Origin of the sequence: Streptomyces canus (assembly GCF_001514145.1) — a bacterium.
Classification (GTDB): Bacteria; Actinomycetota; Actinomycetes; order Streptomycetales; family Streptomycetaceae; genus Streptomyces; species Streptomyces canus.
The window spans coordinates 474,064-496,989 of record NZ_KQ948657.1 but is presented as its reverse complement, the minus strand read 5'-3'; the positions used below and the strand labels follow the sequence as shown (position 1 = coordinate 496,989).

At 69.5% G+C, this 22,926-nt stretch carries 19 protein-coding genes and 2 pseudogenes; 11 read left to right on the top strand and 10 right to left on the bottom strand.

Annotated features, from left to right (window positions below; translation table 11 throughout):
• Position 1 precedes the first annotated feature (1 nt).
• Positions 2 to 1,693 (top strand): hypothetical protein, encoded by a 1,692-nt coding sequence (locus AQJ46_RS07115; RefSeq protein WP_059205136.1) that lies wholly within the window; start codon positions 2 to 4, stop codon positions 1,691 to 1,693.
• On the opposite strand, the gene AQJ46_RS07110 is transcribed toward AQJ46_RS07115, so the two are convergent.
• From AQJ46_RS07110 to AQJ46_RS07085, 6 genes are all read right to left on the bottom strand, one after another.
• Positions 1,683 to 2,948 carry an NAD(P)/FAD-dependent oxidoreductase gene (locus AQJ46_RS07110; protein ID WP_059204764.1) on the bottom strand — a complete coding sequence of 422 codons (1,266 nt, stop codon included), beginning with the start codon at positions 2,946 to 2,948 and terminating at the stop codon, positions 1,683 to 1,685. The two genes, AQJ46_RS07115 and AQJ46_RS07110, sit on opposite strands and share 11 nt — an antisense overlap.
• Positions 2,945 to 3,358 (bottom strand): GtrA family protein, encoded by a 414-nt coding sequence (locus AQJ46_RS07105; protein ID WP_059204763.1) that lies wholly within the window; start codon positions 3,356 to 3,358, stop codon positions 2,945 to 2,947. Before AQJ46_RS07105 ends, AQJ46_RS07110 begins: the two co-directional genes overlap by 4 nt.
• A complete protein-coding gene (locus tag AQJ46_RS07100) occupies positions 3,342 to 4,367 on the bottom strand; it encodes a glycosyltransferase family 2 protein (protein WP_059204762.1) in 1,026 nt (341 codons plus the stop codon). The genes AQJ46_RS07105 and AQJ46_RS07100 overlap by 17 nt, the downstream gene beginning before the upstream one ends.
• Before the next feature lie 108 nt (positions 4,368 to 4,475).
• Positions 4,476 to 5,318, bottom strand: a complete 843-nt coding sequence (locus tag AQJ46_RS07095) for an FkbM family methyltransferase (protein WP_159063997.1) — start codon at positions 5,316 to 5,318, stop codon at positions 4,476 to 4,478.
• 89 nt (positions 5,319 to 5,407) lie between these two features.
• Positions 5,408 to 6,751 carry an alpha-2,8-polysialyltransferase family protein gene (locus tag AQJ46_RS07090; protein ID WP_059204760.1) on the bottom strand — a complete coding sequence of 448 codons (1,344 nt, stop codon included), beginning with the start codon at positions 6,749 to 6,751 and terminating at the stop codon, positions 5,408 to 5,410.
• A complete protein-coding gene (locus tag AQJ46_RS07085; protein WP_059204759.1) occupies positions 6,751 to 7,737 on the bottom strand; it encodes a glycosyltransferase family 2 protein in 987 nt (328 codons plus the stop codon). The genes AQJ46_RS07090 and AQJ46_RS07085 overlap by 1 nt, the downstream gene beginning before the upstream one ends.
• A 198-nt stretch (positions 7,738 to 7,935) precedes the next feature.
• On the opposite strand from AQJ46_RS07085, the gene AQJ46_RS07080 reads away from it, so the two are divergent.
• The 8 genes and pseudogenes from AQJ46_RS07080 to AQJ46_RS07045 all read left to right on the top strand — a co-directional run.
• Entirely contained in the window at positions 7,936 to 9,279 is a 1,344-nt protein-coding gene (locus tag AQJ46_RS07080; RefSeq protein WP_079072164.1) for a DUF6716 putative glycosyltransferase, read from the top strand.
• A 35-nt stretch (positions 9,280 to 9,314) separates the two neighbouring features.
• Positions 9,315 to 10,556, top strand: a complete 1,242-nt coding sequence (locus tag AQJ46_RS07075) for an acylneuraminate cytidylyltransferase (protein WP_057607724.1) — start codon at positions 9,315 to 9,317, stop codon at positions 10,554 to 10,556.
• A gap of 14 nt (positions 10,557 to 10,570) precedes the next feature.
• Complete coding sequence (locus tag AQJ46_RS07070) at positions 10,571 to 11,512, top strand: N-acetylneuraminate synthase family protein (RefSeq protein WP_059204757.1); 942 nt, start codon at positions 10,571 to 10,573, stop codon at positions 11,510 to 11,512.
• Between the two features lie 119 nt (positions 11,513 to 11,631).
• Complete coding sequence (locus AQJ46_RS07065; RefSeq protein WP_059204756.1) at positions 11,632 to 12,696, top strand: hypothetical protein; 1,065 nt, start codon at positions 11,632 to 11,634, stop codon at positions 12,694 to 12,696.
• 74 nt (positions 12,697 to 12,770) lie between these two features.
• Positions 12,771 to 13,139, top strand: a complete 369-nt coding sequence (locus tag AQJ46_RS07060; protein WP_225887264.1) for an SseB family protein — start codon at positions 12,771 to 12,773, stop codon at positions 13,137 to 13,139.
• Positions 13,136 to 13,735 carry a hypothetical protein gene (locus AQJ46_RS07055; RefSeq protein WP_059204755.1) on the top strand — a complete coding sequence of 200 codons (600 nt, stop codon included), beginning with the start codon at positions 13,136 to 13,138 and terminating at the stop codon, positions 13,733 to 13,735. Before AQJ46_RS07060 ends, AQJ46_RS07055 begins: the two co-directional genes overlap by 4 nt.
• Positions 13,735 to 18,462 carry a putative T7SS-secreted protein gene (locus AQJ46_RS07050; protein ID WP_225887263.1) on the top strand — a complete coding sequence of 1,576 codons (4,728 nt, stop codon included), beginning with the start codon at positions 13,735 to 13,737 and terminating at the stop codon, positions 18,460 to 18,462. Before AQJ46_RS07055 ends, AQJ46_RS07050 begins: the two co-directional genes overlap by 1 nt.
• Positions 18,463 to 19,114: 652 nt before the next feature.
• Positions 19,115 to 19,450 (top strand): annotated as a pseudogene (locus tag AQJ46_RS07045) (SDR family NAD(P)-dependent oxidoreductase); the annotation flags it as partial.
• A gap of 22 nt (positions 19,451 to 19,472) precedes the next feature.
• Here AQJ46_RS07045 and AQJ46_RS07040 read toward each other — a convergent pair.
• The 3 genes from AQJ46_RS07040 to AQJ46_RS57095 all read right to left on the bottom strand — a co-directional run bounded on the left by AQJ46_RS07040 (position 19,473) and on the right by AQJ46_RS57095 (position 20,689).
• Complete coding sequence (locus AQJ46_RS07040) at positions 19,473 to 20,132, bottom strand: class I SAM-dependent methyltransferase (protein ID WP_059205133.1); 660 nt, start codon at positions 20,130 to 20,132, stop codon at positions 19,473 to 19,475.
• Positions 20,133 to 20,207: 75 nt separating this feature from the next.
• Positions 20,208 to 20,408 carry a DUF397 domain-containing protein gene (locus AQJ46_RS07035; protein WP_059204754.1) on the bottom strand — a complete coding sequence of 67 codons (201 nt, stop codon included), beginning with the start codon at positions 20,406 to 20,408 and terminating at the stop codon, positions 20,208 to 20,210.
• An 8-nt stretch (positions 20,409 to 20,416) separates the two neighbouring features.
• Complete coding sequence (locus AQJ46_RS57095) at positions 20,417 to 20,689, bottom strand: Scr1 family TA system antitoxin-like transcriptional regulator (protein ID WP_404828393.1); 273 nt, start codon at positions 20,687 to 20,689, stop codon at positions 20,417 to 20,419.
• A 54-nt stretch (positions 20,690 to 20,743) separates the two neighbouring features.
• On the opposite strand from AQJ46_RS57095, the pseudogene AQJ46_RS57090 reads away from it, so the two are divergent.
• Positions 20,744 to 20,952: pseudogene (locus tag AQJ46_RS57090) on the top strand (ATP-binding protein); the annotation flags it as partial.
• A 21-nt stretch (positions 20,953 to 20,973) separates the two neighbouring features.
• On the opposite strand, the gene AQJ46_RS07025 reads toward AQJ46_RS57090, so the two are convergent.
• Positions 20,974 to 21,183, bottom strand: coding sequence for an MYXO-CTERM sorting domain-containing protein (locus tag AQJ46_RS07025; protein WP_225887262.1), 210 nt, complete (start codon positions 21,181 to 21,183; stop codon positions 20,974 to 20,976).
• Positions 21,184 to 21,519: 336 nt separating this feature from the next.
• On the opposite strand from AQJ46_RS07025, the gene AQJ46_RS07020 reads away from it, so the two are divergent.
• A complete protein-coding gene (locus AQJ46_RS07020) occupies positions 21,520 to 22,740 on the top strand; it encodes a M20 family metallopeptidase (protein WP_059204752.1) in 1,221 nt (406 codons plus the stop codon).
• Positions 22,741 to 22,926: the final 186 nt, after the last annotated feature.

The following is a 22,926-nucleotide window of genomic DNA, read 5'->3' as shown; positions in this document are numbered from 1 at the left end:
CGTGACAAGCACCCTGGCCGGTGACGCCACCGTCACCCGGTCCCGTACCACCGGCCGCCGCTCACCCCAGTGGTGGGCGGCGGCCGCCCTGCCGTCCGCGGTGGCCGTGGTGTACACGGCCCTCACCCGCGGCCTGACGGGCGACCTCCACTACGTCCTCGCCGCCCTGCGCACCGGCCGCGCGGCCGGCTACTCGCCGTCGGAGGTCTTCACCCACCGCCCGTACTTCTACCGGTGGTTCGTCGCGTTCCTGGACCGGCTCGCCTTCTTCGGGAGCACGGCGGTGCGCGAGGCGACGATGAACGTGGCCGGGGTCCTCCTGGCCATGGCCGCCGGCTATGCGCTCCACGCGGCACTGGTCCGCCGCGTGGGCGCCCGCGAGGCCGCCGTGACGGCCGGCGCCACCGGACTGGTCCTGGCGCTCGCGCCCCGCAACGACTTCCTCCAGCCGGAGTGGGCGGCCGTCGTCCTCGCGGTGTTCGGGGCGGCCGCCGCGCTCGGCCTCCGGCGGCCCTGGCCGGCCGCACTGCTGGCCGCGCTCCCGTTCGGCCTCGCGGTGATGATGAAGTACTCCACCGCCGCGACCGCCGCGATCGGCGTGCTCCTCGTCTACGCGGTCGACCGGGGCCGGGCGGTACGCGTCGCGGTGCTCGGTGTGCCCGCCGCACTGGCCCTGTTCGGCATCAGCGTCCTCGCCGGCAGCCACGAGTGGCAGTGGACCGAGGACATGCCGCAGATCAACCAGTCGGCACTGAGCCGTACCGGCATCCGGCCGCACTTCATCCTCGACCGTTCCCTGGACTTCCTCGCCGACCGCGCGGTGGCCAGTCCGGTCCTGCTGCTGCTGCCGGGCGCGCTGCTGCTGGTCCTGACCCGGGTCCAGGGGCGCCTGCGGCGGGCCGAACTCCTGGCGGTCGCCGCGCTCATCGGCCTCGCCGCGCAGGCGGTCGTGGTCGTCCAGGGCAACTGGTTCCTCTACCACGGGGCCCAGATGCCGGTCGTCGCCGCGGTGGTCTGGGGCGTCGCGGTCGGAGGAGCGCGCCGCTCGCCGCCGTGGTGCTTCGGGGCCGTGTCGCTGCTGTACGGCGTGGCGCCCGTGGTGTACGCGCAGTTGCCCAGGGGAGCGCAGCGCTCGTGGGAGGTGTGGGCGGCGGGGCTGGTCGCGCTGCTCGCGGCCGTACTGGACGTGGTGCTGGAGAAACGGCTGCGGAACCGGTCGGCCGTCCTGGTCGCCCTGTCCGGCGTGGTGCTCCTGGCCGCGAGCATCTGGCCCGGCTCCCCGCACCTGGTGCAGTACGGCAAGGTCACCGTCACCGGCGCCGCGTACCTGCAGTCGCAGCGGCGGGCCGCCGAGGACGCCGACCGCATCCGTGCCGAACTGCCCGCCGGAGCCCCCGTGCTGTACCTCGCCTTCGGCGAGACGGCGTACGACGTCGGCCACCCGGCCCGGTGCCGCTACCCGATCGCCACGTTCCTCCAGCGCACCCGCTATCTGCCGGACGTGGCCGAGCTGAAGTCGTTCAAGGAGAACGCCGACTGCGTCGACCACGACCCGGCCCCGTACGCCGTCCTGGAGCGGCCCTGGTTCCAGCCGGGCCGCGTGGACCCGGAGCTGTGGCGCCGGGTCACCGCGGTGTACGACTGCCCGCGCGGCGAGGAGGGCGAGCGGCTGGTGCTGTGCGTCAGGCGCTGAGCCCCAGGGACCTGACGACCTCGCGGGCCATGGCCACCGAGTAGCTCTGGCCCCGGTCCTGCGGGTAGATCTGGGCCATCGTCGCCAGCGTGACCCGGCTCATGGGTGTCTCGTGGGCCGGGATCAGCGCACGGTACTCCGGCGTCACCACCGGCTGGGCGAACCCGGCCTTCGAGAAGTGCCAGTCCTTGATCCAGGACTTCTCGAAGGCCGGGTTGATCCGCCTCAGATACGGCACGAAGGCGTCGAGCAGTTCACTCGGCTCGGTGGTGAAGCGCCAGTCCTCGCGCTCCACGTAATTGCCGACGTAGAGGATGTGCCGCCCGCCGTAGACGGCCGGGTCGATCATCTTGGTGTGTTCGACGACCGCGAGGAAGGGGAAGTCGGGTTCGTTGATGTTGAGCCAGTAGTACGGGATCGCGCTGCGGTCCAGTTCCAGCACGAAGCAGGTGGCGCCCAGGTACTGGTTCTTCCACACCGAGTCGTCGGCCGGGAGTCCCGCCGCCTTCGCGAAGGCCGGCTGCGGGGTCGTGACGATCAGGTGGTCGAACTCGTAGGCGGAACCGTCCGCGCAGCGCACCGACACCAGGTCACCGTCCTGCCGTATCGTCCCGGCCGCCTTGCCGAACTCCACCTTGCCGCCGCGCTCCTCGATGCCGTCCCGCAGCGCCGCGTAGACCCGCTCGAACCCGCCGTCCACATAGCCGAGTTCGAAGGTCCGGCAGTGGATCCGGGCCCACAGCCAGGCCATCGACACCTGTTCGGCGCGGTCGCCGAACTTGCCGGTCAGCAGGGGCTCCCAGACGGCGGCGGTGGCCTTCTTCCCGGCCCACTTGCGCAGCCAGGCCAGCGCGGTGAGGTCGTTGTAGCGGTCCCCCTTGCGCACCGCCTTGAGCACCGCGGAGGAGCCGGCGAAGCGCACCGCGTCGACCGGGCCGAACTCCGGGAAGCGCACCATGTCGAAGGGCGTGGTGAAGTCGATCAGCCGGCCACCCCGGTAGATGCCGGTCGTCGGCCTGTGGAAGCGCAGCGCGTCCCCGAGCCCCAGCTCCTCGATCAGCGCGATCATCGCCTTGTCGCTGCGGAAGATGTGGTGGTAGTAGCGCTCCAGGGGAACCCCGCCGACCTCCAACGAGGCGGCCAGCCCGCCGAGTTCGTCCGCTGCCTCCAGGATGGTGACCTGGTGGCCGGCGCGTACGGCGTCCCAGGCGGCCGTCAGGCCGGTGGCGCCCGCGCCGATGATGCCGAGGTTCATGCGAAGCTCCACTTTCTGTTGAGCACGAACTGGAGCGCCAGGACCAGCGGCAGTGAACCCGCCTTGACCAGGTTGGCGTCGATCCCCAGGCCGTCGGTGAAGGCGAGGAACAGCAGGTTCGTCAGGGCGATGCCGGTCAGCCCGACGGCGTAGAAACGCAGGAAGCGGACCACGAGCCGGTCGCGGCGCTCGAAGGTGAACCGGGCGTTCAGGGCGAAGTTGCTGGCGATGCCGAGCGTGGTGCTCAGCGCGTTGGCGAACTGCTCGTTCATCCCCGTGAGGTTGTGCAGCAGCAGGAAGACGACCAGGTCGAGAGCGACGCCGCTGCCGCCGATGAGGGTGTAGCGCAGCAGTTGGCGGGTGATCCGGGGCGGGGTGGGCGCGGGAGCGGTGTCAGTGGTCACCGTCACCGCCGACGACCTCGCGCACCAGATACAGCGGCCGGCCCTGTGCCTCGCTGTAGATGCGCCCTATGTACGCCCCGATGACGCCCAGCGACAGCATCTGCGTGCCGCCCAGGAACAGCACGACGCACATCAGCATCGTCCAGCCGGAGACGGTGATCTCGGGCCGGAAGAACTTCATGGCCAGCGCGTAGAGGATGCCGAGCAGCGACAGCGCGAGCACCACGAAGCCGAGCCGGGTGATCATCTTCAGCGGGGCGGTGGAGAAGCTGGTCACGCCGTCGATCGCGAGCCGGGCCATCTTGCGCAGCGGGTACTTCGTCTCGCCCGCGAACCGTTCGTCGCGGTCGAAGGCGACCTCGGTCTGCCGGTAGCCCATCGAGGCGACGATGCCGCGCACGAACCGGCTGCGCTCGCGGTACCTGCGCAGCTCGTCGGCGACCCGCCGGTCCAGGAGCCGGAAGTCCCCGGTGTCCAGCGGGATGTCCACGTCGGTGGAGGAGCGCAGGACGCGGTAGTACAGGTGCGCGGTGGCCCGCTTGAACGCGCTGTCCTGCCGGGAGCGCCGGCGCGCGTGCACGATCTCGGCCCCCTCGCGCCAGGCGTCGACCAGCTCCAGGCTGACCTTCGGCGGGTCCTGGAGGTCGGTGTCCATCACGATCACCGCGTCGCCCCGGGCGAGGTCGAGCCCGGCGGTGATGGCGAGCTGGTGCCCGAAGTTGCGCGCGAAGTCGACGACCCGGACCCGTCCGTCCCGCTCCGCGAGGCCCTTGAGCAGCTCCAGGGAGCCGTCCGTGGAGCCGTCGTTGACGTACACCAGCTCGAAGTCCAGCTCCGGGCGGCTGTCGAGGGCCGCGGTGAGCTCGGTGTGGAAGGCGGTGATGCCGTCCCGCTCGTTGTAGACGGGGAGGACGTAGGAGATCAATGGCCGCCCCCGCTCAGGCTCCTGCTCCACGGTCACGAGCGTGACGGGAGCCGGAGCGGGGGACGGCGGACGTATGTCCTGTTGGGTCATGTTGCGGGAAGTTATGGAGCTCCTGTGAACCGCGGCCCAACAACCCGCGTCGGTAAGGCGTCCTCCCTGTTTCTCTTCGGCTTTCTGCCGCGATTTCGGGTTCCGATGTCAGTCGCGGGGGAGGAACAACAGATTCCGTGTCTTGGGCGGCCGCGGCGCGGAGGACGGAACGAGTTCACCGTCGAGTTCGGCGATCCAGTGGGAGTCGTAACCGAGCGGGTCGAATTCCGCGAGAAGCGGGTCCAGCGGGGCGCCGGCGAGTGCCTCCAGCAATACGGCGGGCCGGTCGCGTTTCAGGACCTGCCGGGCGCCTTCGAGGACCGACATCTCGTGACCCTCCACGTCGATCTTTATGAGGTCCAGTTTCGTGTCGGCGAACACCTCGTCGAGGGAGACCAGGCGAATGCGCTTGAGCTGGGCGTCGGCGGTGGAGTGCTCCAGGGTGGAGCCCGTCGACAACAGGTTTCCCGAGAAGCGGACGCTGATCTCCGCCCAGCCCGCCGCGGTGGACACCCCGGCCTGGTGGAGCCTGACGTTCTGGACGCCGTTCGACCGGACGTTCACCGAGAGCCGGGCGTGGATCTGGTCCACCGGCTCGAAGGAGTGCACCGTCGCCTCCGGACGGGAGAGCGCGGCGATCATCGAGAAGTAGCCGACGTGCGCGCCGACATCGGCGATCGTCGTGCTCCTCGCGGCGAGCCGGGCCCAGGTGGCGAGGCTGCCGGGCTCGTAGCCGAACCGCCCGTTCCAGAGGGTGTCGAGGGCGACGGCGTCGTCGTTCACACAGAACATGACGAACGGCGGACAGTACGGGGAGTCGATCTCGGCGTAGCCCCGGTACGGGTGCTTCTTGCGGTGGACGCGGATGATGTCGCTGGTCGGGACCGGCCTGACGGATGGTGCGTGGGCCAGCATGCGGGCATTGGCTTCATCGAGCTGGTGGATACGCATCCGGCGATGGTAGGGCCAGGTCAGACGGGGTGACCTGGCCTTTTCCCCGGCGTCATGTTCCAGGTGCGCCGTGTTCACTCACGGTTCGTTCAGCGCTTCACGGCCTTCTTCAGCGCCCGGGCCCGCCGCACCACTCGGCGCGCGGTGGAGCTGCGCGGCAGGAAGGCCAGCCGCTCGGGGATGCCACCGGGCAGGCCCAGCGAGGTGAGCCGCTTGCGCTTGAAGTAGCGCTGGGTGCGCGGCTTGAAGTGCTTCGCGAGGTACCGTTCCGCCGTCGGCCGCAGGCTCGGACAGATCTGCGGCTGCATGGTGAATCCGACCGCGGTGACCAGGGCGTTCAGATCCCCGGCCGGGATCGCGTCCTCACTCCGGCGCCCCTCCAGATCCGCCAGCACCGCGTCGGCCAGCACCACCGGGACCCGGTTGCTGTTCTGGTACGGCGTCAGCCGCTCGAGGAGCAGTTCGGTGCCGATGCGGGCGGCCGGCAGGTCGTAGAGGGCGGAGGCCGTGAACAGCGCCGTGGAGAAGCAGCCGACGACCAGTGCGGGCCGTGCCTTTTCGAACAGCACCTCGGCGAGCACCGGAGTGTCCAGGACGGTGAGGTCCACGCCCAGCTTCTCGGCCTCGGCCTCCAGGGCACGGCTGAAGCGGGCCGGTGCGCTGGGGTGCGGCTTGAAGACGATCGAGCGGTGCCCCTTGGCGACCGCGCCCTTCAGCATCCGTACGTGCAGGTTCTCCTCCTCGACGGGGGAGAGGATGTCCAGCGCGGAGAGGTACTGGCCGAGCAGCAGCGCCGCGTTGTCCGGCAGCGGCGGCAACTCCTCCACGGAGGCGGTCAGTTCGCCCATCGCCTTCAGGAAGGCGGACGTCGGCACCACGACCGGCGGTACGCCGAACTCGGTCAGCAGCATCGGCGTGAGGCCCGCGATCAGGTCCAGGTGGAGCAGCCGCCGCACGCGCGTGCCGACCAGCGGGTCGAGCTTGTTGCGGGTGGGGCCGTAACTCATCAGGCCGTCGGCGTAGACGTCGACCGGGGCGCCGGTGAAGATCTGGGCGACGGTGAGGGCGGGGGCGACCTGGAGGGACTCCAGGACCAGTTCGACACGGTCCTCGCCGAGGCCCCACAGCAGCCGCAGATAGCGCTCGAAGAGGGGGATGTCGTCCGGGCGGGGGGTCCAGGAGCCCGGGTGGAAGGGGCGGATGGCCTCGTTCCAGGAGAGCACCTCGTCGAAGTGGTCGCGCAGGGGAGCGAAGCCCGGCATCGCGTCCAGCGGCAGCGAGGTCTCCGGCGTCGCGGTGTTGTTGAACACCAGCAGCACCCGGCGCTCGGCCTCCTCGAAGAGGTCGGAGTCGATCGCGGCGGCCAGGGTGACCGCGCCGTACAGCGTGGAGGCGCAGAAGATCTGCGTGGTGCGGGGGGTAAGGGGGGACATCACGCGGCCGCCTTCGCTGTGGTGATCCGCCGCCGCAGTCGCCGCAGCTTGGCGGAGCGGCGCAGGTCCATGGTGTCGAGTACGTCACCGAGCGCGTCCTGCGGCATCCGCTGTATGGCAGCCGCGCTCATCGCCCGCAGCTGCTTGGCCACGGACGGCTCCCACTTGGACTCGTCGGAGAGATGGTGGGCGATGATCGCGCAGTAGGTGCGTACCGCCTTGGGGAGCAGCTTGTCGGCGTCCCGGTCCGCCGCCGTCTCCTCGACGACCTGGTCGAAGGCGCGGATGAAGTCGAGCTGGCGGGCGTCGCCGATCTGGGTGAGGGAGGAGGCCACCCCGCGCCGGTAGAACACGCCCAGCAGACTCACCACGGCGAACGACTCGGCCTCGCGGTGCAGCTTCCAGATCCACGGCCGGTCCTCGGCCGTGCGCAGCCCGTCGGTGAAGTGCAGCAGGCCCTTGTCCAGCAGGCGGCGGTGGTAGGCGCCGGCCCACGCGTACGCGTAGTCCACGGAGGTCGACCGGTCGGCGGGCAGGATCGCCTCCCGCGGGTTCAGCACCTCGCCCCGCCGTCCGATCGGGACCCGGTGCACGGTGCGGGCGCGCGCGACGGTCTGCACATGGTCGGTGCGGACGAAGTCACATCCCAACTCCTCGATGGCGGTGACCAGTTCCGTGAGGTAGCCCGGCGCGAGCCAGTCGTCGCCGTCCAGGAAGGTCAGGTACTCGCCGCGCGCCGCGTCCAGGCCGGTGTTGCGCGCGGTGGCGAGCCCTCCGTTCGTCTCGTGGTGGAGGACCTGCACCTGGGCGACGTCCGAGAGCTCCTCGGCCGCACGGTCGAGAATCGCCGGAGTTTCGTCCTTTGATTTGTCGTTCACCAGCACGAACTCGAAATCTCGCCGCGCATTCATGCGAAGACTTCGGAGGGTGTCCGGGGCGTATTGCTGCACGTTGTAGAACGGCACGATGACGGAGAGCTTTGGCACCCGAGAAACGCTAGAAGGCGGTCCGGCAGCGGAACTTTCGGGCAGGGAGACTGTGGGTGAACTCGATGTGTCGGAACGGTGCATCCCGTGTACTTCCCGGTCTTCGGCGGGCCAGTTCGGCTCTCGGTGGGCTTTTGTTAACTTCTCGTTGATTCGCGGTTGGGCAGGACCTAGAAATTGCTTCCTAGCGTCTTCGTTGTGCCGCCAAGTACAACGAAGTCCCTTCGAATCGCCGTCCTCGCGGACTCCGACACCCGCTGGAAATGGGGTGCGCTGACCGCCGACCGCATCGCTCCGGGTCCGTCCATGGAAGCCGGACCGCGAGGCGGGGCGCAAGTCGGCCTCGCGCTGGACGGATTCCTGCTGCGCGGCCGGGCCACACCCACCGCACGCCAGCTCGAAGAGGTCGGTGTGCGCGCGGACTCCCTGCGGGAGGTCACCGCCGTCGAGTTCCTGCGCGCCATGGCCGAGTCGTCGTACGACATCGTCGTGCTGGCCCTGGTCGGCGGTGGGGTCCAGGCCATGCTGCACGGGCTGGCGCGGGTCTGGGACGGTCTGGAGAAGCGGCCCGTGGTCGTCACCGGCTATGTCGGCGTCGTCTACGAGAAGCTCGCCGACGGTCTGCTCCTGCGGCACGGAGCCGACCTGGTCCTCGCCAACTCCCGCCAGGACGCCGAGCGCTTCCGCGCGGTGTACGAGGGCGTCGACGCGGATGCCTCCTCCGTGACCGAGGTGGCGCTGCCGTTCCTGGGCGGTGCGGCCTACGAAGGCGAACACGACCCGTACACCGTGGTGTTCGCGGTCCAGCCCTCCGTGCCCGACAACCGCAGGGACCGGGTGTACCTGCTGGAGCGGCTCGTGGGCCACGCCCGGCTGCACCCCGAGCGCGAGGTGCTGCTCAAGCTGCGCTCCAGGCCCGGCGAACACACCACGCACATCGAGGAGTTGCCGTACCAGAAGCTGATCCAGCGGCTCGATCCGCCGGCCAACTTCCGTCTGGTGTACGGCAACATGGGCGAAGTCCTCGACCGCACCGACCTGCTGGTCACCATCAGCTCCACGGCCGCCCTGGAGTCGCTGCACCGCCGGGTCCCGACCGCGGTCCTGACCGACCTCGGCGTCCGTGAGGTGCTCGGCAACCACCACTTCGTGGGCTCCGGCTGCCTCGCCTCCTGGGACCAACTGGACGCGGGCCACCGGCCGGTGCCCGACGAGGAGTGGGTGGCCCGGCAGGGCGTCGTACCGGACGGCTCGTACGCACACGCCTTCGACGGGGCGCGCGAGCGCATCGCCAAGCTGCTGGCCTCGTCCGAGCGGCCCCCGCTGACCCCGTACTACACACCCGTCACCGCCCCCGGTTACCTCCCCGGCATCCTCGCCCGCCACCACCTCGGCCCCGACGGCACACCGCTGCCCGGCGCCCCCGCCCACGACAAGGAGCCGGGCCCGGTGCGGCAGATCGTCCGCCGCGCGGCCCGGGGCGCCTACCGGCACGGGGTGCAGCGGGTGGCCCCGGTGATCCGGCGAATGGGGGAGCTGTGAACACCTTCCCAGGCCTCTCGCAAGGAGCAGACCCCATGTCCAACCCGCAAGCGGGCCAAGGCGCTTCGGTGCGCCGGGTGCTCGCGGTGATTCCCGCGCGCGGCGGCTCCAAGGGCGTGCCCGCGAAGAACCTCGCCCCGGTGGGCGGTGTGCCGCTGGTGGCACGGGCCGTACGCGAGTGCCTCGCCACGCGGCTGGTGACCGACGTCCTGGTCTCCACCGACGACCAGGCGATCGCCGCCGCCGCCCGTGAGGCCGGCGCCGAGGTCGTACTGCGGCCCGCGGCCATCGCCGGTGACACGGCGACCTCGGAGGCCGCCGTCCTGCACGCCCTGGACACCCACGAGGCCCTGCACGGCGCGGCCGTCGACGTCGTGGTGTTCGTGCAGTGCACCAGCCCGTTCATCGTCCGCGAGGACATCGACGGGGTCGCCGCCGCGATCGTCGAGGACGGCGCGGACACCGCCGTCACCGTGGCCCCCTTCCACGGCTTCATCTGGCGGGACGCCGAGTCCGCACAGGACGCGGCCACCGGTGGCGGCCACGGCGTCAACCACGACAAGTCCTACCGCCCCCGCCGCCAGGACCGCCCCCAGGACTTCCTGGAGACCGGCGCCGCCTACGCGATGGACGCGCCGGGCTTCCGCAAGCACCAGCACCGCTTCTTCGGCCGCACCGAACTCGTCCGCACGGACCCCGCGCGCGTGCTGGAGATCGACGACCCGCACGACCTGGCCCGCGCCCGCGCGCTGGCCCCCCTCTTCGACGCGGACCGCGCCGGCGCCCTGCCGTCCTTCGGCGACGTGGACGCGGTCGTACTGGACTTCGACGGCACCCAGACCGACGACCGGGTGCTGATCGACGCCGATGGAAAGGAGTTCGTCTCCGTGCACCGCGGAGACGGACTCGGCATCGCCGCCCTGCGCAGGTCGGGCCTGAAGATGCTGACCCTCTCCACGGAGCAGAACCCGGTCGTCGCCGCCCGCGCACGGAAGCTGAAGATCCCCGTGCTGCACGGCATCGACCGGAAGGACCTCGCACTGAAGCAGTGGTGCGAGGAGCAGGGCATCGCGCCCGAGCGCGTGCTCTACGTCGGCAACGACGTCAACGACCTCCCGTGCTTCGCCCTCGTGGGCTGGCCCGTGGCGGTCGCGAGCGCCCACGACGTGGTACGCGGCGCCGCCCGTGCGGTCACCACCGTCCCCGGTGGCGACGGCGCGATCCGAGAGATCGCCAGCTGGATCCTCGGCCCCTCTCTCGACTCCCTCGACAGTTAAGGAACGTTCCCGTCATGTCTGTTAACTCCCGCCTCCGCACGTTCGGCACCGAGCGCATCGCCGGTCCCGGCCAGCCCGTCTACATCTGCGGCGAGATCGGCATCAACCACAACGGCGAGCTGGAGAACGCCTTCAAGCTCATCGACGTGGCCGCCGAGGCCGGCTGCGACGCCGTCAAGTTCCAGAAGCGCACCCCCGAGATCTGCACCCCGCGCGACCAGTGGGACATCGAGCGCGACACCCCCTGGGGCCGGATGACCTACATCGACTACCGCCACCGCGTGGAGTTCGGCGAGGACGAGTACCGCCAGATCGACGAGTACTGCAAGAGCAAGAACATCGCCTGGTTCGCCTCCCCGTGGGACACCGAGGCCGTCGCCTTCCTGGAGAAGTTCGACGTCCCGGCCCACAAGGTGGCGAGCGCCTCCCTCACGGACGACGAGCTGCTGCGCGCCCTGCGCGCCACCGGCCGCACGATCATCCTGTCCTCCGGCATGTCGACCCCGAAGCAGATCCGCCACGCGGTCGAGGTCCTCGGCTCGGAGAACATCCTTCTCTGCCACGCCACTTCGACCTACCCGGCGAAGGCCGAGGAGCTCAACCTGCGCGTGATCAACACCCTGCAGGAGGAGTACCCGAACGTCCCGATCGGCTACTCCGGCCACGAGACGGGTCTGCAGACCACCCTCGCGGCGGTCGCCCTGGGCGCCACCTTCGTCGAGCGCCACATCACCCTCGACCGCGCGATGTGGGGCTCCGACCAGGCCGCGTCGGTGGAGCCGCAGGGCCTCACCCGCCTGGTCCGCGACATCCGCACCATCGAGGCCTCCCTCGGTGACGGCGTCAAGAAGGTCTACGACTCCGAGCTCGGCCCCATGAAGAAGCTGCGCCGCGTCACCGGCGTGGTCGCCGAGGCGGAGATCGCCGCCGCCGCGGGCGAGCCGGTCTCGGTCTGAGCCACCAGGCGTCGAGTCCTCAGGTGCCGGGTCCTCAGGTGTCGGCTGCCTGAGGACCCGGTGCGCCCTCTGCATACGAGCGCCGCATGAGCGCCTTACGACGGGACGGTCGTACGTCGATGAGCCCCCGCGCCGGGAACACCGGCCCCCACACTCTCGCGTTCGTCGAGAGCCCGGTCCAGCTGCTGAACGTGCTGGAGTGGGCGCACGGTCACGCGCCCGGCGCGGAGCTCACCCTCGTCGTGCTGTCCCCGACCGACCCCATGACCCGCGGCCAGCTGCGCCGGATGGCGGAACTCGCCCGCGAGGAGGGCCACGAGGTCCGCTGGGAGGAGGCGAGGGGCGGCCCCGCGGCCCCCTTCCAGACCATCGGGGGCCTCGCGGGCATGCTCCGCAAGGCGGACCGCGTGGTCCTGGGCGACCCCTTCTCCCGCTATGTCCAGCTGCTCCTGACCATCACCCGCGCCACCGACCTGGTCGTGGTCGACGACGGCACGGCGACGATGGAGTTCGTGTCCCAACTGGCCCGTGGCGAACGCCTGGTGCGCTGGCACCGCAAGGGCGGCCGCCCGAGCCCCCGGGACCTGGTCTTCGCCCCGATCTCGGCGGCGGCCCGCAAGCGCCTGACGCCGGGGGCGGGCCGGGGAGTCGAGATATTCACCTCGATGCCGATGGAGGAGGCGCCGCCGGGAGTGACGATGTCGGTGAATTCCTTCGCCTGGACCCGCGGCCGCTTCGGCCCGCCGCGCATCACGAAGGGCGCGGACATGGTCGGCACCTCGCTGGTGGAGACCGGCGTGGTGGACGCCGACCGCTACCTGGAAGCGGTCACCCGCCTGGCCAAGACCCTCGGCGCGACCCGCTACTTCGCCCACCGCCGCGAGTCCACGGAGAAGCTCCACCGACTGGCCGTGGAGACGGGATTGGAGATCGTCCGCCCGGACCTCCCCCTGGAGCTGATCGCCCGCCGCGGCCCGATCGGCCGTACGATCCTCAGCTTCCCGTCCACCGTGGTGCACACGCTGCCCCTGGCGCTGGCCGGCACGGAGGTCCGTGTGGCGGTCTGCGACATCGACCCGGACTGGCTGACGGAGACGGCTTCGCCGCGGGCGCAGGGGTTCCTGTCCGGGGTCACGGGGACGGCACGGGATGTGCACCGGCTGTCGGCGGTGGCGACGGGCTGAATCTCAACTGCATCGTCTAGCATCGTCGTTCACTTGTGCGACGTTCGATGAGGGCTACGACGGGGGCGGCTGGAGTGAGTGCCGAGGCGTTGCGGCAGGGCAACCTGCGTGCGGTCGTGGGGGAGTTCCGGCGCAGCGCGGTGCTGGCGCCCGTCGTGGACGGTTCGTTGCTGTCGGCGGAGTCGGGCGGTATCCGCTGGCTGTTCGCCTTCACGGACGAGGCGGCGTTGGAGCGTTTCGCCGAGGCGCGCGGGGAGCCTGTGCCGGAGCGAATACCTGTGTACGGGGCGCGGCTGCTGGACCAGGTGATCCCGAAGGTGGGCGGTCCGGCCGGGATAGCGGTGGACGCGGGGAGCCCGACGGGTTTCGTACTGCCGCCGGTCACGGGGATCGTGCCGGACGCGGTGGCCGTGGACGTCCCCTCGAAGGAGTCGGCGGCATGAGCGACGGCTACCAGGTCGATCCGGAGGCGATGGAACGGATCACCCGTGGCATCAACCAGGCGATGGCCGAACTGAAGGAGTTCGGCTTCGACCTCGAGGCGAACCTGGGCCGCGGCTTCGACGACCTGTCGATGACGGGCCTGGAGGTGGGCGACGACGGCCTCCAGCAGGTGTTCGGGGACTTCTGCGACCGCTGGGGCTGGGGCGTGCGTTCGCTGATGCGGGACGCGAACGAGTTCGCGGGCCGGCTGGGGCTGTCGGCGGGGGTCTACCACGAGCAGGAGCAGTACGTCTCCGACACCTTGAAGTCGGTGTGGACGGCGGGCACGGGCAACCCGTATCTCTCCCCGGACGAGGTGAAGGAACGTTCCTGGTCCCAGACGCTGAAGGACAACCCGGTCTCCCAGGTGGCGAACGCCGACTACAGCGCGGAGTCCTTCACGGCGGGGCAGGACGAGGTGAAGGCGGCCTGGTCGCAGGCGGCGGAGGACGTGGAGACGTCGACGGTGACGCCGGACGCGTTCTTCGATCCCCGGACGGACTGGCAGTGGAGCGGTCCGCCCTCTTCGGCTTCCGACGGGGAAGGCGAGGGCTGATGGGCTTCGGGGATCTGGTCGACGATTTCGGCGACGGCCTGGAGAGCGCGTCCGACAGCCTGAACAAGGGCGTCGGCGAGGCGGTCGGCTGGGGCGCCGACAAGACGGCGGGACTGCTGTCGGACGTGGGCGCGGACGGCGCGGCCGAGAAGGTCCGCGACGTCGGTGAGAGCGTGAACAACCGCCTGGGCGGCACGGTGGCCGAGCGCGCGCTGGGCGAGAGCGAGGACCCGAAGGAACTGGTCCACGGCAGCGAGCCGGCCCTCCGCGAACGGGCCGGGCATCTGCGGAAGTTCGCGGGCGCCTTCGAGAACGTCGGCCAGGGCATGCGCTCGCTGGACCCGGGCGAGTGGCGGGGCCAGGCCGCGGATGCGTTCCGCGCGAAGTTCGACGTGCAGCCGAAGCAGTGGCTGACGGCGGCGGACGCGTGCACGGCGGCGGCCACCGCTCTGGACGCGTACGCGGACATGGTGGGGTGGGCGCAGCGGCGGGCACAGCTGGCGATCGACACCTACCGCCGGGCGCAGGACGCCTCCCGGCGGGCGGCGGACGCCTACGACGCGCAGGTGTCGGCGTACAACCGGGCGGCCGAGCGATACAACGCGACCGCCGAGACGGGCGGCGACCCGGGCGTGAAGCCGACGAAGCCCGGCGATTTCGTCGACCCGGGCACGACAGGCCGCCAGGAGGCGGAGGAGATCCTGTCCCACGCCCGCAGCCAGCGCACCGAGGTGGCGCAGGACGCCCGCCGCAAGATAGCCGCCGCCCTGCAGTCGGCCCCGCCGAAACCGGAGTTCACCGACCGCCTGGGCGCGGGCGCGGCGGACCTGTTCGTCGGCACCCAGCTCAACTCGGTCCACGTCCTGGGCGGCCTCCTGCGCGGCGGCACGGACGTGCTGAAACTGGCCCGCACGGTGAATCCGCTGGACCCGTACAACCTGACCCACCCGGGCGAGTGGTCGAAGAACTCACAGATGCTGCTGGCGGGCCTGGTGGGGACGGCGGCCCACCCGGAGCGCCTGCCGATGTCGATCCTGGGGACGGGGTGGTCGAGCGACCCCGGAGACGCGATGGGCTATCTCGCGTCGAACCTGATCGGGGGGAAGGGCGCGGGAGGGGTGGGCCGGGCGGCTGCGCGTGATGCTTTGCGCGGGGTTGCCAAGGACGCGGCGACGGGAGCCGCGCGCCAAGGCACGCGCCGGGGGCTCATGGACGTCGCCCGGGAACTGAAGTGCAAGCTGTTCGGCGGCGACCCGATCGACATGGCCACCGGCCGGATGTCCCTCCCGCAGACGGATGTGACGCTACCGGCCCGGCTTCCACTGGTCTTCTCCCGCCAGTTCGAGTCGTCGTACCGGGCGGGCCGCTGGTTCGGCCCGTGCTGGACGTCGACGGCAGACCAGCGCCTGGAGATCGACGCGGAGGGCGTCATCTTCGTCCGCGAGGACGGCTCGTTGCTGGCGTATCCGCACCCGGCGCCAGGTGTACCGGTGCTGCCGCCGGCGGGCGCTTCCTGGCCGCTGACGGTGGACGAGTGGGGCGACTACACGGTCACCGACCCGGAGTCCGGCCGCGTCTGGGACTTCGCGGGCCCGGGCGGCGACGGCATAGCTCTGTTGGCGCAGGTCATCGACCGCTCCGGCAGCCAGTGGCTCACCTTCGAGTACGACGACGAGGGCGCCCCCACGGGCATCGTGCACTCGGCCGGCTACGACCTGAGGATCACGACCGAGGACGGCCGCATCACCGCCTTGCACCTGGCCGACGACATCGAATTGATCCGCTTCACGTACGACGCGCACGGCCACCTGTCGACGGTGACGAACTCCTCGGGGCTGCCGACCCGGTTCGCCAACGACGCGATCGGCCGGGTCACGGCGTGGACGGACACGAACGACTCCTCGTACCACTACACCTACGACGACGAGGACCGGTGTGTTTCTCAGGGCGGCGAGGCGGGCCACCTGAGCAACACGTACACCTACGGCGACCCGGACTCGACCACCGGTCGTCGAACCGTCACAGCGGTCAACTCGCTGGGTCACAGCACGCGTTACGAGGTCAACGGCGACCTTCAGGTGGTGGCGGAAACCGCCCCGGACGGCGCCACGACGCACACCACCTACGACCACGCCCACCGCCCGCTGACCGTCACCGACCCACTGGGCCGAACCCGCAGCTACGCCTACGACGGGGCGGGCCGCACGGTCCTGGCGATCCGCCCGGACGGCCGCTACACCAGCATCGCCTACAGCGATGACGGCCTGCCCGTCGCGGTGACCGGTGCGGATGGCACCCAAGTCACCCAGCAGTTCGACGAGTTCGGCAACCGCACGGCGGTGACCGAAACCTCGGGGACGACGACTCGCTTCACGTACGACGACCAGGGTCACCTGGAGTCCGTCACCAACGCGCTCGGGGACACCACGCGGGTCCGCTGCAATGCGGCGGGCCTGCCCCTGGAGATCACCGACCCGCTGGGCGCGGTGACCCGCTACGAACGCGACGCCTTCGGCCGCCCGGTGACGATCACGGACCCGACGGGCTCCGTCACCCACCTGGAGTGGACGGTGGAGGGCCGCCTGTCCCGCCGTACGGCGGCGGACGGCACGGCGGAATCCTGGACGTACGACGGCGAGGGCAACTGCACGGCCCACACGGACGCGTTGGGCGCCGTCTCCCGCTACGAGTACACCCACTTCGACCTGCTGGCGGCCCGCACGGGCCCGGACGGCGTGCGCTACGAGTTCGCCCACGACACGGAACTACGCCTGACGAAGGTCAGCAACCCACAGGGCCTGACGTGGAGTTACGAGTACGACCCGGCGGGCCGCCTCATCGCGGAGACGGACTTCGACGACCGCAGGCTGACGTACGACCATGACCCGGCGGGGCAACTGAGAGGCACCACAACCGCATCCGGCCAGCCGATCCACTTCGAGCGGGACGTCCTTGGCCAGGTGATCCGCAAGGACGCGGCCGGGGCGGTCACGACGTACGCATACGACCTGACAGGCGCCCTGACGGAGGCGACGGGCCCGGACGCGGTCCTGACCGTGCACCGGGACGAAGCGGGCCGCGTGCTGTCGGAGACGGTCAACGGCCGCACGCTCACGCACACCTACGACGTGCTGGGCCGCCGCACCAGCCGCACCACGCCCACCGCCGCGACGACGACGTGGTCGTATGACCCGTCGGGCAACCGCACCGGTATGGCGGTGTCGGGCCGCACCCTCACCTTCACCCATGACGAGGCAGGCCGCGAACTGACCCGCCACATAGGCGACTCGGTGACCCTGACCCAGGCCTTCGACCCCCTGGGCCGCCTGACGAAACAGGACCTGACCGGCCCGACAGGCCACCGCCTCCAGCACCGCGCATACACCTACCGAGCCGACGGCAACCTCACCGCCATCGACGACGACCTGAACGGTACCCGCCACTTCGACGTCGATGTGGCGGGCCGGGTGACGGCGGTCCACGCGGCGAACTGGACGGAAACGTACGCGTACGACGAGGCGGGCAACCAGACACAGGCGACCTGGCCCTCCACCCACCCCGGCCAAGAAGCAACCGGCACCCGCTCCTACACCGGAACCCGCATCACCCGAGCCGGCGCCATCCGCTACGAACACGACGAAGCCGGCCGCATCACCCTCCGCCAGAAAACCCGCCTGTCCCGCAAGCCGGACACCTGGCGCTACGCATGGGACGCGGAGGACCGCCTGACGGCGGTGACAACCCCCGACGGCGCGACGTGGCGCTACCGCTACGACCCGTTGGGCCGCCGCGTCGCCAAACAACGCCTGGCGCCGGACGGCGAATCGGTCCTGGAACAGGTGGACTTCACCTGGGACGGCACGACCCTCTGCGAACAGACCACGACGTCCCCGTCCCTCCCCAACCCGGTCACCCTGACCTGGGACCACCAGGGCCTGCACCCCATCACCCAGACGGAACGCATCACAGCAGCCGACACCCCGCAGGAGGAGATCGACTCCCGCTTCTTCGCCATCGTCACGGACCTGGTCGGCACCCCGACCGAACTCATCGACGAGGCCGGCGACATAGCCTGGCGCACCCGCACCACCCTGTGGGGCACAACGGCCTGGTCGACGGACAGCACGGCGTACACCCCACTCCGCTTCCCGGGGCAGTACTACGACCCCGAGACCGGCCTGCATTACAACTTCTTCCGGCACTACGATCCCGAGAGCGGCCGCTACACGGCCTCCGACCCACTCGGCCTCATCCCGTCACCCAACCCCGCTGCCTACGTCAACAACCCGCATACACGATCCGACTCCTTTGGGCTTGCACCGGACTGCGGCCCTGGTGAAGGTCGGGGGATCTTTGATTTCAGAGAGCCAAATCCCAATTTTCCTCCCGATGCAAGTGCTGTCGAAGCTATGCGGTCGGCCCCAACCGGCGGCAATATTGACTGTTCGGAGGTGGCCGAGCGAATCCTTCGGGAGACCGGAGGGCAAGGGAAAATCATTAACTTTACGATAAAGAATGATCCGGTTATCAGTATCCCTGAAAGTTCGGGTCGGATAGTGACGGAATATCGGTATCATGACGTTTATACGGATGGTCGGTATGTGTATGACCCGGCAATGAGTTCAAATCCAATTCCGTATGGAGACTATGAGCGGGCGATTCGACTGCTGAATCCAGGGAAGAAGCTTTTCGTTCAAAATGGCGGGTACTCGGGGCCCCTCTGGTGACTCAGGAAAGGTTCTCCTTGTGTCGACTCGAAGCGTACAGGCGAGGCAAGCGCTCAGTAGATTCGGAGAGCTTGCATGGTTCTCCTTGCCTGCGGAAATGCACCCTCTGTACGGATATCCGCAAGTGCCATATATGGGGTGGCGCTACAAGTCGCCTCATGGCAAGATCGCGGAGTTTCTCGAGAGTGTCGTGCGAGGTGTGCAGACCCAACTCGAGTGGACACTCGACAGGTCCAAGAGGAACTGGGTGCTCGTGCCATCCCGAATCCTGAATGAAGCTCAGGGTCTCGAAAACCCTGCATTCGCGAGCACCGTTCACGCCATCAATGTCCAGGACCGAGAGTTTTGCTTGAAAGCGCAATCGGATCTTGAGCTGATCATTCGGAGCCTTCGAGAGGCGTCGGCTCCGGAGAGTTGATGAAATGACGTACGCGATAGCGGGACTACGGGTGTGGTGACCTCGGTCGACCGGATCTGACCCAATCCGCGGACCGGATCGGAGAAGGTTCCCTCACGTCCAGATGCGGATGATGAGCACTTTGATGTATCGCTAATCCATGAATCTGGTTGGTCCCTCAGTGTCTTGACTCCTGGCGGGGTGTGACTGACGTTCTTTTGAAGTTGTCTCGTGGGGAAATATCAACACCGGATTCGCTCGGACGACCCCGTGATCGTCAACGTCAGCAGTGGCATGGGCTCCCTCGCCTTCACCCACGACCCCGGCCGGCCCGAGTCGCACGTCGTCGTGCCGCTGTACGCCTCCTCGAAGGCGGCGCTGACGATGTTGACCACGCAGTACGCCAAGGGCCTCAAGGGCATTCGCGTCAACGCCGCCGACCCCGGCTACACCGCGACCGACATGAACGGTCACAGCGGCCCCCAGACCCTCACCGAGGGCACGGACGCGATCGTCGCCCTCGCCACGGAGGGGCCCGGCGCCGGCACCGGCCGCTTCATCGACCGCCATGGCGAGATCGCCTGGTCCTGAGACCGGCGGGGCCGATGTGTCCTTAGGCCGGTTTCCGCGCCACCAGGTATGCCCGGGACAGCTTCTCCTCGCCGAGGGGCTCCCTGAGTACGCGGACGATCACCTCGAAGCCTGCCTTGGCCAGGGGCTCGACCACGGCTTCGGGGGCGCGCAGCCAGTAGTCGAGGGAGATCTTGTGGCCGAAGCGTTCGTCGAGGTGCATGTGGGTGCCGCCGGGCTCGTACTGGAAGCCGATCAAGGCGTGGGCGCCGGGGGCCAGGACGCGGTGGAACTCTGCGAAGGCTGTCGGGAGGTGGTCGTCCGGGACGTGGATGATCGAGTACAGGGCCGTGATGCCGCCCAGCGTTTCCGACGGTAGATCCAGGGACGTCATCGAGCCCACGTGGAAGCGGAGGTCCGGGTGGGCTCTGCGGGCCAGTTCGACCATCTTCGGGGAGACGTCCACGCCGAAGACCGGGATGCCGAGTGCGGCGAGTCGGGCGGTCACGTGGCCCGGGCCGCTGCCGATGTCGGCCACCGGGCCCTTGCTCTGCTCCTTCACCAACTCCGCGAAGCCGGTGATCTGGGTTCTGTCCAGCGTGGGGATGCCGGCCCAGTCGGAGAACTGCTCGGTGTAGGGCTCGGCGATCGTGTCGTACGCGGTTCGGGTGGCCCGTATGAAGTCGGGGTTCTCGGCGTTCACGGGCTGCACCCTAGCGGGGCGTCCTGGAGCGGCGGGTGGGAAGTTGCGGAGCGCCGCGAGGAGTTTCCCTGGCGGTCATCGGGCGGTGGAGTGCGGGGACTTGAGGGCTTCGAGGAAGGTGGTGAACGTGCCGGGCTGGAAGGTGAGGGTGGCCCTCGTCGGGGTCTTGGAGTCACGGATCGCTATGTGGGTGGGGCGGGTTGCGATCTCCACGCAGGCGTTGCCGTCGCCTCCGCCGGAGTAGGACGACTTCCGCCAGTTTTCGCGTGTGCTCATCGGGTGCCTCACAGCTCCTTGGCCAGATTGTGGATCAGGTCGCGTGACTGTTCGGGATCGAGTGACGACGCTTCTACTCTACGGAAGAGTGTTCGGAATACACCGAGTTGGGCCTCCGCGTCGATGAACACCGTGCCGTGTGGAGCGTCGCGGACCACAGTGTCCAACCTCGGGATGCCGCCACCGGCGTAGATCATTGCGCTGCCCGTGTCGTCGAAGCGCTCCAGCGTGAACGGGATGACTCGGACGGTGATGTGGCCCGCTTCGGAGAGATCGAGGATGCGGGCTAGTTGGGCCAGCGACGTGGCCCGGCCGCCAACCCTGATTCGTAGTGCTCGGCGGGGGCGCTGCGGATCGGGGCCTGGGACGCGGACCCTGAACCTCCCGAGCCGCCCGGTGAGTTGGGGGCGCCTGCGGAGGCGGAGGAGGGGAGGAGGGGAGGGGGCTGGCGTTGGTGCGGGCCTGTGCCGACCTTTGGGGGTGGCAGCCCTTGTCCAGGCACGGCAGCCGGGGAAAGTACGTGTGGTGCGAACTGGCCGCGGCTCAGGGCGGGACTCGGCAGGGCTCAGGCCCCGCGGGGCGGCTCGTCCGTCCAGGTGAATCCCGCCAGAGGGTGCTGCGAGGGTTCGTCGATCGGTGCCGGTGCCGGTGCCGGTGTGTGGCGTCGGCGTACCAGCCACACCAGCGAGGACAGCAGCCAGCCCGCCGCGATCATGGTGATCAGTATTCCCAGGATCAGCCCCGCCGAGCCCAGGAAACCGAATTTCGCCAGCATCCAGGGAATTTGGTCCTCGCCGCATCCGCACGCGTTCATACGGGGAAGGCTGCCCGGCCCGCGCCGACCGATCGCCCTGCGTGGTGCAATCGTCACGTGGTGGTGATGATTCCGGGACCCTGATCCGATTCCGCTTCCGGTGGAGTTCCGAAAGGTGAACAGATCGGCATGCGGGAGCGGAGGCGTGGTATGTGTGGGAAACGAGGTTCTTACCCACCTCAAACCACATCCATGCGTCGAGCGGCCAAATTTTCTGCCCTCTGTGGGTTGAAGTTTTGTTGATCGCGGGTCGGTTGGTCGCCCCGGCGTCCTACCCTTTAGAGGGTGAAGCAACTGATGTCACTGGAGTCCGAGGTCGATCTGCCCGGGGAAGCCGTGCTCCCCGGCGTGCTCAGCGACGCGCTGCACGCCGAACTCGTCCACTTCCGCCGCGACCTGCACATGCACCCGGAGCTCGGCAACCAGGAGTTCCGAACCACCGCGGCGATCAAGGAACGGCTGGAGAGGGCCGGGCTGAAGCCGCGCGTGCTCGCCGTCGGGACCGGGCTCGTGTGTGACATCGGGGAGTGGGACGGCGAGCGGCCCATGCTCGCCCTGCGCGCCGACATCGACGGCCTGCCCATCCCGGACACGAAGACCGAGTGCTCGTACCGGTCGACCGTGCCCGATCGGGCGCACGCGTGCGGACATGACGTTCACACGACCGTCGTGCTCGGGGCCGGGCTCGTCCTCGCCGACCTGCACAGGCGTGGGCTGCTGCCGCGGCCCGTGCGGCTGCTCTTCCAGCCCGCCGAGGAAGTGCTGCCCGGCGGTGCCGCCGACGCCATCGACTGCGGGGTGCTGGAGGGCGTCGGGAAGATGCTCGCCGTGCACTGCGACCCGCGGGTCGACGCCGGGAAGGTCGGGCTCAGGACCGGTGCCATCACCTCCGCCTGTGACCGGCTGGAGATCTCCCTCGACGGGCCCGGTGGGCACACCGCCCGGCCGCACCTCACCACCGACCTCGTCACCGCCGCCGCCCGCGTCGTCACCGACGTGCCCGCCATCGTCGGGCGACGGGTGGACACGCGGGCCGGGCTCGCCGTGACCTGGGGGCGGATCGAGTCGGGGCATGCGCCGAACGTGATCCCGCAGCACGCCGAGCTCTCCGGGACCGTGCGCTGCCTGGACCTCGACACCTGGCGGCAGGCCCCGGACATCGTGGTCGCCGTGATCGACGAGGTCGCCAATCTGCACGGGGCCAAGTCCGAGATCAACTACGTGCGCGGTGTCCCGCCCGTCGTCAACGACGGGGGCGTCACCGACTTGATTCGCGAGGCCATGACCGCCCGGCGCGGGGCCGACTCGATCGAGACCACCGAGCAGAGCCTGGGCGGCGAGGACTTCTCCTGGTACCTGCAGCACGTCCCCGGTGCCATGGCGCGCCTCGGGGTGCGCACGCCGGGGGAGCGGACCGTGCGCGACCTTCACCAGGGCGACTTCGACGCCGACGAGTCCGCCATCACCGTGGGTGTGGAGATGTTCACGGCGGCGGCCCTGCTGGATGCCGCACAGTGATCCGACCGTGACGGACGGCCCCCTCGGGGGCCGTTCCGCCGACCGGCGCAACATGCTCGTAAGCCAATTGTGCGCACATCGAAATCCCGGTGTGGCAGGGCGGAAGAGCCTGAGTTCAGACGCTGTTTGCCTCGAATCGATAACGGCTTCGGAAGAGGTCTGTTTCCGACATCTACGCGCGTTACG

What these genes read in the sequence shown, in the direction of transcription:
- AQJ46_RS07110 (WP_059204764.1), bottom strand. Translation starts at nt 2,948, where the DNA reads ATGAACCTCGGCATCATCGGCGCGGGCGCCACCGGCCTGACGGCCGCC.
- AQJ46_RS07100 (WP_059204762.1), bottom strand. Translation starts at nt 4,367, where the DNA reads ATGACCCAACAGGACATACGTCCGCCGTCCCCCGCTCCGGCTCCCGTC.
- AQJ46_RS07095 (WP_159063997.1), bottom strand. Translation starts at nt 5,318, where the DNA reads ATGCGTATCCACCAGCTCGATGAAGCCAATGCCCGCATGCTGGCCCAC.
- AQJ46_RS07090 (WP_059204760.1), bottom strand. Translation starts at nt 6,751, where the DNA reads ATGTCCCCCCTTACCCCCCGCACCACGCAGATCTTCTGCGCCTCCACG.
- AQJ46_RS07075 (WP_057607724.1), top strand. Translation starts at nt 9,315, where the DNA reads ATGTCCAACCCGCAAGCGGGCCAAGGCGCTTCGGTGCGCCGGGTGCTC.
- AQJ46_RS07070 (WP_059204757.1), top strand. Translation starts at nt 10,571, where the DNA reads ATGTCTGTTAACTCCCGCCTCCGCACGTTCGGCACCGAGCGCATCGCC.
- AQJ46_RS07065 (WP_059204756.1), top strand. Translation starts at nt 11,632, where the DNA reads ATGAGCCCCCGCGCCGGGAACACCGGCCCCCACACTCTCGCGTTCGTC.
- AQJ46_RS07055 (WP_059204755.1), top strand. Translation starts at nt 13,136, where the DNA reads ATGAGCGACGGCTACCAGGTCGATCCGGAGGCGATGGAACGGATCACC.
- AQJ46_RS07050 (WP_225887263.1), top strand. Translation starts at nt 13,735, where the DNA reads ATGGGCTTCGGGGATCTGGTCGACGATTTCGGCGACGGCCTGGAGAGC.
- AQJ46_RS07035 (WP_059204754.1), bottom strand. Translation starts at nt 20,408, where the DNA reads ATGAGCACACGCGAAAACTGGCGGAAGTCGTCCTACTCCGGCGGAGGC.
- AQJ46_RS07025 (WP_225887262.1), bottom strand. Translation starts at nt 21,183, where the DNA reads ATGCTGGCGAAATTCGGTTTCCTGGGCTCGGCGGGGCTGATCCTGGGA.
- AQJ46_RS07020 (WP_059204752.1), top strand. Translation starts at nt 21,520, where the DNA reads ATGTCACTGGAGTCCGAGGTCGATCTGCCCGGGGAAGCCGTGCTCCCC.